Source organism: Bradyrhizobium amphicarpaeae (assembly GCF_002266435.3).
Classification (GTDB): Bacteria; Pseudomonadota; Alphaproteobacteria; order Rhizobiales; family Xanthobacteraceae; genus Bradyrhizobium; species Bradyrhizobium amphicarpaeae.
Genome location: NZ_CP029426.2, coordinates 2,788,402 through 2,801,554, shown reverse-complemented (window position 1 = coordinate 2,801,554; position 13,153 = coordinate 2,788,402). Strand labels below are relative to the sequence as shown.

Sequence of the window (13,153 nt, the reverse complement as noted above, 5' to 3'; positions counted from 1 at the left end):
CTCGACATGATCATCGAGTTTCGCTGTGAACGTGAGCATGCGCGGCGGTGGATGAGCCGCGACACGCTGTTGATCGACGGCCGGGACGTTCCGGTTCAAATCGCGTGGACTGCAACTCAAGAGCCGCGCCCTACGGGCCTCGACGCCCTGTTCGAACTCGAACGCTTGGTGTTGCACAAGGGCAAACACAGCGGCGCCAACAGGCTGCCCATCATTCCGGAATCGACGCAGGGTCGAACCGGGACCGCCGACGTGATCGTCGACTTCACCAATGGTGCGCGCGATCCGAACAGCTCCGCAAGGCAATATCTCCGGCCGCTGTTCAACGGCGTTTCCGGCGAGAACGCTGCCCTCGCCGCCATTCTCGCCGGCGACCTGCCGGTGATCGACATCGTCAACGAGGTCGATGGTGCCGTGCTCGACCGCGGCCACCCTTCCGGTGAGATCGCCGCCGGCATGAGCGGCGCGCTCGAAACCGTGATGGCGCGAACGCTCACGATGGTCGCGGCAATCCTGTCGGGACGGCCGCGAATTGTGCCGCAGTTGGCGCGTTCCACCTCAAACGGCCCGGGCCGGCGGCCCGCAGCCTATGTCGCGCGCGGCCTTGCTGTCTCGATCGCCAAGGAGATCTATCGCCTTTGCTGCTACGCCCCGCATTGGCATGTCGGGTGGCGCTTCAACGACGGCGCAGGCGTCTGGCAGACCGGTGACCTGTCCGGGCCGCGCTGGAACGTTCTTGGAGATCCCGGCAATCACTTCTATGCCGATCCCTTTCCCGTCACGTGGCAGGGACGAACCTTCGTCTTCTTCGAAGATCTCGATCACCGTATCGGCAAGGGCATCATTTCCGCCATCGAGTTCAATGACGCCGGCCCAACGGGAAACGTGGTGCCCGTGCTGGAGGAGCCCTGGCATCTCTCCTATCCCTTTCTGATCGAAGGCGGCGGCGAGTTGTGGATGATCCCGGAGAGTTCGACCCACGGGGACGTCGCCCTCTACAAATGCGTCCGGTTTCCGGACAAATGGGAGCGGCATGCGACGCTGCTGTCGGGCCTCGAGCTTGCGGACGTGACGATCACGCAGCACAACGGCCTGTATTATCTGTTCGGCGCCTGGCGCGACGGAACCGGCGGTTATTCGGATTCGCTCGCGATCTATTACGCCGAGCATCTCCTGGGCCCCTGGCAGCCCCATGCCAGCAACCCGGTCCTGATCGATCGCGCCAGCACGCGGCCGGCGGGGAATTTCGTCACGTTCAATGGCAAACTGTGGCGCCCGGTGCAGAACTGCACCGATGGATACGGCGCGGCGCTCGCGCTGGCGGAAGTGATTGAACTGTCGCCGACGGCTTTCAGGCAGATCGTCCGTCATTCCCTGAAGCCCGGACCTTTGTGGCCCGGCAGAAAGCTGCACACCCTGAACCGCTGCGGCCGGCTCGAGGTGATCGACGGATCACGTGTCCAGCCCAAGATGCGCGCCTTCGCGAGCAGATTTCCATCGGCAGTCCCATCTAGGCAACCGAGCCCGAGTTCGGCGCTGTGATCTGCGGTCTCACCGGCTGATTCTCGCGGCGATTGCTGTTCCCGCTCACTTCGCCGCGTCGATCCAGATCCCCGGCTCCGAATGGTCGCGGATGTGGCTGACCAGGAAGTCGGAAAACACCCTGATCTTGGCGGGCAGCCTGACGCGGTTTTGATAGGCGATGTTCATGGTGAGCAGCGGCAGCTGCCAATCCCTCAGGACAGGCACCAGCCGGCCGGCCGCGATGTCGCTCTGCACGATGTAGAGCGGCTGGATCAGGATGCCGAGCCCCGCGCGTGCAGCACCGCAGATGATCTGGCCGTCATTGCTGTCGAGCGTCGGCGCGATCCGCACCGTCTGCGTCGTGCTGCCCTGACTGAGCCGCAGCGAATAGGGATCGTTGGCGAGATTGTAGATCAGCATGTTGTGGTGGGCGAGATCGGCGGGATGCTCCGGGCGGCCGTGCTTCTCAAGGTATGACGGCGCCGCCGCGAGCACGCGGTGCATCTGGCCGATGCGGCGGACGATGATGTTGGAATCCGGTTCGTGCTCGCGCGTGCGGATCGCCACGTCGATGCCGGCCTCGATGAAGTCGAGATAGCGATTCGCGCTGATGATCTGCACGCTGAGATCAGGATAGAGTGCGCGGAAGGCGGGCAGCATCGGCGCGAGATAGATCATCGCAAAGGACAACGAACTCGTCACACGCAGCATGCCCTTCGGCGACAGCGCGCGGTCGGAGACGGCATCCTCGGCCTCGGCGAGTTCGTTCAACAATGTGCTGCAGCGCTGCAGCAGCTCCTGCCCGGCCTCGGTCAGCCATTGCCGGCGCGTGTTGCGTTCGATCAGCCGGACCGCAAGCCGCTCCTCCAGCGCGCTGAGATGGCGGCTGGCGGCCGCGTTCGACATCCGCAGGATCTCGGCGGCCTTGGACAGGCTGCCGAGCTCGGCGGTTTTGGAGAAGACTTCGAGTTGAAGCAGCCGGTCCATTTTTGCATAAATCGGAAAAGAGACTTACAATTTTTGGCCTTTATTTCCGATTTCTGCAAGGCAAAATAGCCCCAACAAAGCAGAATGGCAGGCGAGGAAATCAGGAAATGTCGGGCCCGATCAGGCACATCGTGATGTGGCGGCTGCGCGGGGAGACCCCTGAGGAGCGCTCCGCCGCCCGGGTCAAGGTCAAAACCCTGTTCGAAGGCCTCAAGGGCCGGATCGAGGGCCTCACCCATATCGAAATCGGCGTGGACGTCAGCGCGGTCGACTACGCCTGCGACGTGGTGCTGTTCTCCGAATTCACCGACCAGGCCGCGCTTTCGGCCTATGCAACCCACCCCGAACATTTGCGCGTCCGCGAGGCATTAGGCGACTTGCGGATCGGACGCTTCCAGGTCGATTATCCCATCAAAGAGACCGGCGCATGATCGGTTCGTTCACCTTTGAAAACCTGCCCTGCCGCGTCGTGTTCGGCAGCGGTATGCTTGGCTCCGCCAAGGCGGAGGTGGAACGGCTGGGGGGCAAGCGCGCGCTGGTGCTGACGACGCCACAGCAGGAGGCGCAGGGCAGGAGCCTCGGTGCCGCACTCGGCTCGCTCTATGCCGGCATTTTTTCCGGCGCCACCATGCACACGCCGGTCGAGGTCACCGAGCGCGCGCTCGCGGCGATGAAGGCATGCGAGGCCGACTGCGTCGTCTCGCTCGGCGGCGGCTCGACCACGGGCCTTGGCAAGGCGCTGGCCTTGCGCACCGGAATCAACCAGCTCTGCATTCCCACCACCTATGCCGGCTCGGAGATGACGCCGATCGTCGGCCAGACCGAGAACGGCCTGAAGACCACGGTGCGCGATGCGGCGATATTGCCAGAGACCGTGATCTACGATGTCGATCTCACCCTGACGCTGCCGGCAAGTCTCGCCGTAACATCCGGCATCAACGCGATCGCGCATGCCGTTGAAGCGCTTTATGCGCGCGACACTAATCCCGTGACATCGCTGATGGCGGAAGAAGGCATCCGCGCGCTGGCCCGCACCCTGCCCGCCATTGCCGCCAGAAGCGACGACCGCGAGGCCCGCACCGAAGCGCTCTATGGCGCCTGGCTGTGCGGTGTCTGCCTCGGCACCGTCGGCATGGCGCTGCATCACAAGCTCTGCCACACGCTCGGAGGAACCTTTGACCTGCCGCACGCGGAGACCCACACCATCGTGCTGCCGCACGCGCTGGCCTACAACGCGCCGGCCGTGCCCGAGCCGATGGCGCGCATCTCGCGCGCCATCGGCGCGGCCGATGCGCCGCAGGGGCTGTTCGAACTTGCGAAGCGGCTGGGTGCGAAGACGGCGCTGCGCGACATCGGCATGCCCGGGAGCGGCATCGACAAGGCAGCCGATCTCGCCGTCACCAACGCCTACTGGAATCCGCGCCCGCTCGAGCGCGGCGCCATCCGCGACCTGATCGCGCGCGCCTGGGCCGGCGAGCCGCCGGCCGCGATCAAAGCGGCGGCGTGAAGCGATGCGGCGCACACTGATCAAATCCGCCACCGTCATCACCATGGATGGCGCAATCGGTGATCTCCGGAACGGCGACGTGCTGGTCGAAGGCAACCGTATCGTCGACGTGCGCCCATCGATCGACGTTGCGGCCGACGCAGAGGTTGTAGAAGGCAAAGATCGGATCGTCATTCCCGGCCTGATCAACGCGCATATGCACACCTGGCAGACCGGCTTGCGCGGCTTTGCCGCCAACTGGACGCTGCTGGAATATTTCCGCCGCATGCATGCCGGCCTCGCGACCGTGTTCCGGCCCGACGACATTTACATCGCGACCCTCGTCGGTGCGCTGAACCAGATCAATTGCGGCACCACCACGCTTGTTGACTGGTGCCACAATAATCCGACGCCCAATCACACCGACGCGGCCGTGCGCGGCCTGGTCGAGAGCGGCATTCGCGCCGCATTCTTCCATGGCTCGCCGAAGCCGGAACCGAAGCCCGGCGAGCCTCATTTCTCGGAAGTGCCGCATCCGCGCCGCGAGGTCGAGCGGCTGCTCGCAGGCCCCCTCGCCGACCGCGACGGCCTCGTCACGCTCGGCCTTGCGATCCTCGGCCCGCATTATTCGACCCTCGACGTCGCCATGCAGGACTTCCGGCTAGCACGTGAACTGAGGCTGATCGCATCGATGCATCAGGGCGGCGGCCCGGCCAAGACGCCGGGCGGCTGGGAGAAGCTGATCGAGGCCGGGCTCGTCGGTACCGGCATCAACATCGTCCATGGCAACGATCTGCCCGATGATCTCCTCGACAAGATGGTCGATCTCGGCGTGTCATTCTCCGTCACGCCGGAGAACGAGATGATCCAGGGCCACGGCTTTCCGATCACCGGGCGGCTGCTCAAGCGCGGCGTGCGGCCGACAATCGGCATCGATCTGGAATCCGTGCTGGCCGGCGATCTTCTGACCGTCGCGCGCGTTGCGCTCTCGACGCAGCGGGCGCTTGACAATGCAGAGGCGCGCAAGACCAGCGGCACCATTCCCGCGACCACTACGATCCCGGTGCGCGAGGCGCTGCGCTGGATCACGACAGAAGGCGCCCGCATGCTCGGCCGCGAGCACCAGATCGGCTCGCTGACGCCGGGCAAGCTTGCCGACCTCGTCGTCATCAATGCCAGCGATCTCAATCTCGTCCCGGTGCACGACCCCGTCGCCACCGTCGTGATGCAGACGAGCCTCGCCAATATCGAGGCGGTCATGATCGGCGGCGCCTGGAAGAAGCGGAACGGGCGACTTCTGGTCGAGGGACTGGAGGCGAAGAAGGACCTGCTGGCGCAATCGGGCCGGCGGCTGGTGCAGGATATCGAACGACAGGGACGCGCCGCCTGAAGCGGCCGACGGACAACAACAATGACAGACACATCAAAAAACGTCGCTTTCATCGGGATCGGGAAGATGGGCCTGCCGATGTCGGCGCTCGTCGCCAAGGCCGGTTTTGCCGTCACCGCGTTCGACCAGAATGCGGCGCGCATCAACGAGGCGCGCGCGCAAGGCATTTCGATTGCCGCTTCGCCCGCAGAGGCCGTCAGCGGCAAGACGGCCGTCGTCACGTCACTGCCGGATGACGCCGCGTTGCGCGGCGCGCTGCTCGGTGCCAGCGGCCTGATCGCCGCGATGACGCCCGGGGCCGTCCTGATCGAAACCAGCACGGTGAGCGTCGAGGCCTCCACCGAAGTTGCGGTGGCTGCCCAGGCGCGCGGCATTGCCTATCTCCGCTCGCCGGTCTCCGGCAACGCCAGCATCGTTCACACCGGTGCGCTGAGCTGCTTCGTCTCAGGGCCGCAAGACGCCTTCGAGAAGGCAAAGCCACTGTTTGCCGCTTTCACCCGCGCGCAGACCTACCTCGGTCCGGACGAGGAAGCGCGCTACGCAAAACTCTCGGTCAATCTGATGATCGCGGTATCGGCCGCGATGATGGCCGAGAGCCTGGCGCTGGCTCGCAAGGGCGGCATCGCCTGGCAGGACATTCTGAAAGTGCTCGACGACAGCGCGGTGGCCTCGCCCATGGTCAAGTACAAGACCGCGCCGCTGCGCAACCGCGACTTCGAATCCACCTTCTCCTGCAAGCAGATGGCCAAGGACCTCGACCTCATCCTCGGCGCCGGCCATGCCGTCGGCGTGCCGCTTCAACTCGCGGCACAGGTGCGCGAGACCTATGGCTCGCTGGTCGCGCAGGGCGAGGGCGACACCGACTTCATTTCGACGGTCAAGCATCTCGAACGCTTGTCCGGCCTCGGCGAACCCAAACTCTGATCGCGGAGCCTCCCATGCGCAATTTCAACGAGACCACGATCACCGACGCGGTTCTGGAGCGGATCAGGGACGCTAGCGATCCGCGCATCAAGCAGGTCAGCGAAGCCCTGGTGCGCCACCTCCATGCTTTCGTTCGCGAGATCCGCCCGACCCAGAAGGAATGGGAGTTCGGCATCGACTTCCTGACCCGCACCGGCCACATGTGCGACGACAAGCGACAGGAGTTCATCCTGCTGTCGGACACGCTAGGCGTCTCGATGCTGGTCGATGCGATCAACCATCCAGTGCCGGAGGGCGCGACCGAGACCACGGTGCTCGGCCCGTTCTTCGTACAGGCTGCGCCGGAGAAGGACAGCGGCGCGGATATCTCCGGGCCGATGGAAGGCGATCCGATGCTGGTCACCGGCTCGGTCTCGACCGTCGACGGCAAGCCGCTGGTGGGCGCCGTCGTGGACGTCTGGCATTCCGACGACGACGGCTATTACGACGTGCAGCAGCTCGACGACATCGGCGATCTCGCGATGCGCGCCCGCTTCCACACGGACGCCAATGGAAAATTCCATTTCTGGTCGATCAAGCCGGCCGCTTACCCGGTCCCGCATGACGGCCCGGTCGGCGAGATGCTGGAGGCGCAGGGCCGCCATCCCTGGCGTCCGGCGCATGTGCACTTCATGATCTCGGCGCCCGGCTTCGAGCAGCTCGTGACACACGTGTTCGTTGCCGGCGACCAGTATCTCGACTCGGACGTTGTGTTCGGCGTCAAGGACAGCCTGATCCGCGAATTCGCCCGGCATCCGGCCGGCCGTGCGCCGGATGGTCGCATGGTGGGCACCGAATATTTCCATCTCAACTACGATTTCGGCCTGAAGCAGGTCGCGAGCAACGCAAGAGCCGCTTAAGCTGAGGCGGCGACGGACCAACAAGAGTCCGGCGACAGGGAGCAGACGGGAGTTAGGGATGGGACCGCGGGTCAGCACGAGCATCTTGGCCGAACGCCTTACCGGCATGATCGGCCCGCGCGCGAGCGTTGCGCGCGGCGTGCTCGATCAGCATGGGCAGAGCGAATCGCACTATCGCAATCTGCCGCCGGACATCGTCGTCTTCCCTGAAACCACGCAGGAGGTCGCCGAGATCGTCAAGCTGTGCGCGAGCTCGGGCATGCCGATCGTTCCGTTCGGCGCAGGCACGTCGCTCGAAGGCAATGCGGCCGCAATCGCTGGCGGCGTCTGCTTCGACTTCGCGCGCATGAACAAGGTGCTGACCGTGCACGACAGCGACATGGACGTCGTCGTGCAGCCCGGCATCACGCGCAAGCAGCTCAATGCCGAGCTGCGCAACACCGGGCTTTTCTTTCCGATCGACCCCGGTGCCGACGCCTCGATCGGGGGCATGACCTCGACGCGGGCCTCCGGCACGATGGCGGTACGCTACGGCACCATGAAGGACAACGTCATGGCGCTGGAGGTGGTGCTGGCCGACGGCCGCATCATCCGCACCGCCAGGCGTGCGCGGAAGTCGGCCGCCGGTTACGACCTCACTCGCATGTTCGTCGGCGCGGAAGGAACCCTTGGCGTGATCACAGAGATCACATTGAAGGTGCACCCGGTGCCGCAAGCGATCTCGGCCGCCGTCTGCAGCTTCGACACGCTGCATGATGCGGTGAACACCGCCATCTCCGTGATCCAGTCCGCAATCCCCGTGGCGCGCATCGAGCTGCTCGACGACGTCATGATGCGCGGCATCAATGCCTACGCCAAGCTCGGCTATCGCGAGGCCCCGACCCTGTTCTTCGAGTTCCACGGCTCCGAAAGCTCGGTCGCGGAGCAGGCCGAGGCTGCGCAGGCCATCGCCGCCGACCATGGCGGCCACGGCTTTGCCTGGGCCAAAGCGCCGGAAGACCGCAGCCGGCTCTGGCACGCTCGCGACAACACGCTCTATGCCGGCCTCGGCTTGCGGCCGGGCGCGCGCGCCGTCATCACCGACGTCTGCGTGCCGATCTCGCGGCTGGCGGAATGCCTGACCGAGACACGGCGCGACGCCGACGCGCATGGATTTACCGCACCGATTGTCGGTCATGTCGGCGACGGCAATTTCCACATGCTGATCCTGATCGATCCCGCAAAGCCGGAGGAGAGCGAAGGCGCCAAGGCGCTGCAGGCCCGCATGGTCGCCCGCGCCATCGCCATGGACGGCACCTGCACCGGCGAGCACGGCATCGGGCTCGGCAAGATCGACTACCTCGCCGATGAACTCGGCGAGGCCGTCGATGTGATGCGATCCATCAAGACCGCGCTCGATCCTGATGGATTGATGAACCCTGGGAAGATCTTTGCGGGCGGAGCCAAGACATGAGTGAGCTGGCATGAGCGACGCGCTTCCGATCGAGGTCACCTCACCCACGCCGCTCTTCGAGCTGCGCGGCATCAGCAAGGAGTTTCCCGGCGTCAAGGCGCTGGATGACGTGTCCTTTGCCGTCTACCCCGGCGAGGTCCACATGCTGCTGGGTGAGAACGGCGCCGGCAAGTCGAGCCTGATGAAGGTCCTGTGCGGTGCCTATCGCGCCGATGCCGGCGAGTTCTATTACAAGGGCGACAGGGTCGCGATCTCGTCGACCGCGGATGCGCAGAAGCTCGGCATTGCCGTGATCTTCCAGGAATTCTCGCTGGTCCCCTATCTCGATATCGCCCAGAATATCTTCCTCGGCCGCGAGCCGAAAGGCCACATCCCCGGCACCATCGACCGCCGCAAGATCCTGGCTGACGCCAGGCGCGTGCTTGACACGATCGGCTTCGACATCGATCCTTCCACCATCGTCGACAAGCTCGGCGTCGCGCAGCAGCAGATGGTCGAGATCGCCAAGGCGATAAGCCAGAACGCCCGCATCCTCGTGATGGACGAGCCGACCGCCGCGCTGTCCGACCGCGAGACCGAACTCCTGTTTGCGCTGATCGCCAAGTTCAAGGCCGACGGCGTGTCCATCGTCTACATCTCGCACCGCATGGCCGAGGTGTTTGCGCTCGGCGACCGCATCACCGTGCTGCGCGACGGCCGCCGCATCGACGGCGTCAAGCCTGCCGACGTCACCCCGGACCAGCTCGTCCGCATGATGGTCGGCCGCAACGTCGACATGACCTATCCGCGCAATTTTGCCGACAAGCCCGGCGAGATCCTGCTGGAGGTCAAGGGCCTGAGCGCGCCGACCGGCATCTCCGACATCAATATCGAGGTGCGCCGGGGCGAGATCGTCGGCCTGTGCGGCCTGGTCGGCTCCGGCCGCAGCGAAGTCGCGCGCGCCATCTTCGGCGCCGATCCGGTCACATCAGGCGAGATCATCTTCGACGGAAAGGCCATGTCCGGCGAGCCGGATCTTGCCGCCCGCCGCGGCATCGCGCTGATCCCGGAAAGCCGCAAGAGCGAGGGTCTCGCGCTTCTGCGCTCGGTCAGCGACAACCTCGTGGTTTCGGCCCTGCGAAAGCTGTTCCCGAGCGGACTTTTCGATTCTCGAAGCGCGCAACGGACGTCCGACGCGCTGATCCGGCAATTGCGCATCGCCACGCCCAGCGCGCGGCAGACCGTCGGCCTGCTCTCCGGCGGCAACCAGCAGAAGGTCGTGATCGGCAAATGGCTGGCGGCCGGCTCGAAGCTCTTCATCTTCGACGAGCCGACGCGCGGCATCGACATCGGCGCCAAATCGGAGATCTTTGCCCTGATCGACCGTCTCGTCGCCGAAGGCGCGGCTGCGCTGATGATCTCGTCCGAGCAAATCGAGATCTGCCATGTCTGCGACCGCGCCTATGTGATGCGCGAGGGCCGCATCGCCGGTCACCTCGCCCGCAACGAACTGACCGAGGAGAACATCGTGCGACTGGGGATGCATCATGCGTGAAGCCGCGATCGTCTCGGAGTCCAACCCGCTGCAGCGCATTCCCGGCGTTGCCATCGTGCTGGTGCTGCTGATCGCGCTGTTCAGCGCGATCGCCCCCGGCTTCCTCTCGGTCGCCAATCTCTCCAACGTGCTGGTGCAGTCGACCATCCTGACCATGCTGGCGCTGCCGATGACGTTGATCATCATGACCGAGGGTCTGGACCTCTCGATGGGCGCAGTCCTGACGCTGACCTCGCTCTGCGTTGCGATCGTCTCTCTCGCGACCCACTCGATGCTGCTGGGCCTCGGCGCCGGCCTGCTGGTGGGTGTAGCCTTCGGCGTTGCCAACGGCTGGCTGGTCGCCATCCTGGGCATTCCACCTTTCGTCGCAACGCTCGGCACGCTCGGCATGGCGCAGGGTCTGTCGCTGATCGTCAGCGACGGTCAGAGCGTGGTCGGTATCCCCCACAGCGTCCGCGACATCTATTCGTCGACGCTGCTCGGCGTGCCCGTGCCGATCGTGATGGCGCTGGTGACCTACGCGGCGTTCCACGGCCTGCTCTATCACACCCGCTTCGGCACCTACATCTTCGCACTCGGCGGCAACCGCGAGGCGCTGCGCTATGCCGGCCTGTCGCCGAACAAGCTGCTGATCGCGGTCTATGCGATCGGCGGCGCCATGGCCGGCATCGCAGGGCTGTTGATGACGGCGCGCATGAATTCAGGCCATCCCACGGCGGGCCTCGGCCTCGAATTCGATGCCATCGCGGCCGTCGCCGTTGGCGGCACCTCGTTCGAGCGCGGCAATGGCTGGCTGCTCGGCACGTTGCTCGGCGTGCTCTCGGTCGGCGTGCTCCGCAATGGGTTGAACCTGATCTCGCTGCCGTCCTCGGTGCAGGTCGCCAGCGTCGGCGTGCTCGTCATCGTCGCGCTGTTCCTCGATGGTCTCAGGAGCCGGGCATGACCGACATCACCAAGGACGCCATGATGCCGCCCCGCTCCTTCCTGTCGCAGGATGCGATCCAGGTGTTCTATCGCCTGCTCGCGGCGCTGCTGATCTGCGCGGTGCTCGCCGTGCTCAGCGATTCCTTCCTGAGCCTCGGCAACATCCTCAATGTGCTCCGGCAGGCGAGCCTGACCTTCTTCATCGCCTCCGGTCTGACGCTGGTAGTGCTGACCGCCGGCCTCGATCTGTCCGTCGGCGCCAATGTCGCGCTGTCGGCCTGCATCGCCGGCACCGTGATCCACAAGACCGGCTCGCCGGCGCTGGGCATCCTCACCGGGCTTGCCTGCGGCGGCCTCGTCGGCCTGCTCAACGGCATCATGGTCACCGCGCTGCGCATCCCCTCCTTCATCGCCACCTACGGCATGCTCTGGGTGCTGAACGGCCTCACCTACTGGTACATGGCGGGCGAAACGCTTCACGGCTTCCCCGCCGGCTTCCGCCAGATCGGCAGCGGCTACCTGTTCGGCCTGCCGATCCCGGTCTATCTGCTGCTGGTGTTCCTCGGGATCGGAACGTTCTTCGCGCAGCGGACGGTCTGGGGCCAGGAGATCTATGCGATCGGCGCCAATCCGGTCGCCGCCCGCCTCTCCGGCATTCCTGTCGCGCGCCGCCTGCTGCTGGTCTACGCGGTCTCAGGCACCATGGCGGGGCTCGCCTCGATCATCTTCCTGTCGCGGCTCAATTCGGCCGAGGCCGATATCGGCGAAAGCCTGACGCTGCCGGCGATCGCGGCCGTGCTGATCGGCGGCACTTCGCTGTTCGGCGGCGTCGGTACCGTGTTCGGCACCTTCATCGGCGCGCTGATCCTGACGCTGGTTCTGAACGGCATGAATTTGCTCTCGGTCAGCGCCAATTGGCAGCCGCTGGTGACAGGCGTCATCGTCATTCTCGCGGTCTGGCTCGACATGAAGACCCGCCGCCGCGCGCAATGAGTTCCTGGACTACCAACAAGCAAAACGAGGGATGGAGGCAACATGAAACATAAACTGGGTTACCTGACGCTGCCGCTGCTGATGGCCGCGGCATTCACCACGCAAGCGCTGGCCGACGGCGAGACCATCGCCGTCTTCACCAAGAACCAGACCAACCCGTTCTTCCAGACGGTGCGGGTCGGCGCCGACAACATGGCGAAGACGCTGAACGCCAAGACGCTTCAGTACATCCCGACCAAGCCGGATTCGATCCCCGAGCAGCTCAGCCAGATCGAGGACGTGGTGGTGAAGAAGCCGAGCGCGATCGTGTTCACGCCGGTCGACTACAAGGCGATGGTGCCGGGTGTCGAGAAGATCAACGAAGCCAAGATCCCCGTCGTCAACATCACCGACCGTTCCGCCGGCGGCAAGTTCCTGTCTTTCGTCGGTGCCGACGATTACAGCCTCGGACTCGAGACCGCGCGCTTCCTGCTGAAGACGCTCGGCGGCAAGGGCAACATCGTCATCATCGAGGGCGTGAAGGGCTCGTTGACCAATGTCGACCGCGTCCGCGGCTTCAACGATGCACTCAAGGAGAACACCGGCGCCAAGCTGCTGGCCTCGCAGCCCGGCAACTATCAGCGGCTGCAGGCGCTTCAGGTCATGGAGAACCTGATGCAGTCGAATTCGCAGATCGACGGCGTGCTCGCCGCCAACGACGCCATGGCAGTCGGCGCGATCGAGGCGCTCGACGGTGCCAACCGCAAGGCCCAGGTGATCGGCATCAACGGCACCAAGGAGGCGATCGACGCGATCAAGTCCGGAAAGCTGCTCGCGAGCGGCGACTACAACGGGTTTGCGCAAGGCTGCCTCGGCACCATGATGGCGATCCGCGCCTTGCGCAATCAGCCTGTCATCGCCGAGATCGTGCTGAAGCCGACCGTCATCACCAAGGACAACTACCAGCCGTTCGACGTGCCGCTTGAGCAACGGACCTGCCCGACCTTCGAGGAAGCCAGCAAGCTCGGCGCCAAGTAAGTCCACCCCATCACATCAGGAC

The 13,153-nt window shown here is 65.0% G+C and carries 12 protein-coding genes; 11 read left to right on the top strand and 1 reads right to left on the bottom strand.

Going from position 1 to position 13,153, the window contains the following annotated elements; all coding sequences use genetic code 11:
- The first annotated feature begins 6 nt into the window (after nucleotides 1-6).
- On the top strand, nucleotides 7-1,542 hold the full coding sequence (locus CIT40_RS12765) for a glucosamine inositolphosphorylceramide transferase family protein (protein ID WP_094896331.1): 1,536 nt from the start codon (nucleotides 7-9) through the stop codon (nucleotides 1,540-1,542).
- 45 nt (nucleotides 1,543-1,587) lie between these two features.
- Here the strand turns inward: CIT40_RS12765 and CIT40_RS12760 are convergent, their stop codons facing one another.
- Nucleotides 1,588-2,511: a LysR family transcriptional regulator gene (locus tag CIT40_RS12760; protein WP_094896280.1), complete on the bottom strand. Its 924-nt coding sequence runs from the start codon at nucleotides 2,509-2,511 to the stop codon at nucleotides 1,588-1,590.
- A 107-nt stretch (nucleotides 2,512-2,618) separates the two neighbouring features.
- On the opposite strand from CIT40_RS12760, the gene CIT40_RS12755 reads away from it, so the two are divergent.
- Genes CIT40_RS12755 through CIT40_RS12710 form a run of 10 tightly spaced genes read left to right on the top strand, consistent with a single transcriptional unit; the run spans nucleotide 2,619 to nucleotide 13,131 of the window.
- Nucleotides 2,619-2,942 (top strand): Dabb family protein, encoded by a 324-nt coding sequence (locus CIT40_RS12755; protein WP_094896279.1) that lies wholly within the window; start codon nucleotides 2,619-2,621, stop codon nucleotides 2,940-2,942.
- A complete protein-coding gene (locus CIT40_RS12750; RefSeq protein ID WP_094896278.1) occupies nucleotides 2,939-4,018 on the top strand; it encodes a maleylacetate reductase in 1,080 nt (359 codons plus the stop codon). Before CIT40_RS12755 ends, CIT40_RS12750 begins: the two co-directional genes overlap by 4 nt.
- A gap of 4 nt (nucleotides 4,019-4,022) precedes the next feature.
- Nucleotides 4,023-5,387 carry an amidohydrolase family protein gene (locus CIT40_RS12745; RefSeq protein ID WP_094896277.1) on the top strand — a complete coding sequence of 455 codons (1,365 nt, stop codon included), beginning with the start codon at nucleotides 4,023-4,025 and terminating at the stop codon, nucleotides 5,385-5,387.
- Nucleotides 5,388-5,408: 21 nt separating this feature from the next.
- The gene (locus CIT40_RS12740; RefSeq protein WP_094896276.1) at nucleotides 5,409-6,311 is read left to right on the top strand and encodes an NAD(P)-dependent oxidoreductase; all 903 of its coding nucleotides are present in this window, start codon (nucleotides 5,409-5,411) and stop codon (nucleotides 6,309-6,311) included.
- A gap of 14 nt (nucleotides 6,312-6,325) precedes the next feature.
- Entirely contained in the window at nucleotides 6,326-7,210 is an 885-nt protein-coding gene (locus CIT40_RS12735; RefSeq protein ID WP_094896275.1) for an intradiol ring-cleavage dioxygenase, read from the top strand.
- A 58-nt stretch (nucleotides 7,211-7,268) separates the two neighbouring features.
- Nucleotides 7,269-8,663 carry an FAD-linked oxidase C-terminal domain-containing protein gene (locus CIT40_RS12730; RefSeq protein ID WP_094896274.1) on the top strand — a complete coding sequence of 465 codons (1,395 nt, stop codon included), beginning with the start codon at nucleotides 7,269-7,271 and terminating at the stop codon, nucleotides 8,661-8,663.
- 10 nt (nucleotides 8,664-8,673) lie between these two features.
- Entirely contained in the window at nucleotides 8,674-10,197 is a 1,524-nt protein-coding gene (locus CIT40_RS12725; RefSeq protein WP_094896273.1) for a sugar ABC transporter ATP-binding protein, read from the top strand.
- Nucleotides 10,190-11,140 (top strand): ABC transporter permease, encoded by a 951-nt coding sequence (locus tag CIT40_RS12720; RefSeq protein WP_094896272.1) that lies wholly within the window; start codon nucleotides 10,190-10,192, stop codon nucleotides 11,138-11,140. Before CIT40_RS12725 ends, CIT40_RS12720 begins: the two co-directional genes overlap by 8 nt.
- Nucleotides 11,137-12,114 (top strand): ABC transporter permease, encoded by a 978-nt coding sequence (locus tag CIT40_RS12715; RefSeq protein WP_094896271.1) that lies wholly within the window; start codon nucleotides 11,137-11,139, stop codon nucleotides 12,112-12,114. The genes CIT40_RS12720 and CIT40_RS12715 overlap by 4 nt, the downstream gene beginning before the upstream one ends.
- 42 nt (nucleotides 12,115-12,156) lie before the next feature.
- On the top strand, nucleotides 12,157-13,131 hold the full coding sequence (locus CIT40_RS12710; protein WP_094896270.1) for a sugar ABC transporter substrate-binding protein: 975 nt from the start codon (nucleotides 12,157-12,159) through the stop codon (nucleotides 13,129-13,131).
- Nucleotides 13,132-13,153: the final 22 nt, after the last annotated feature.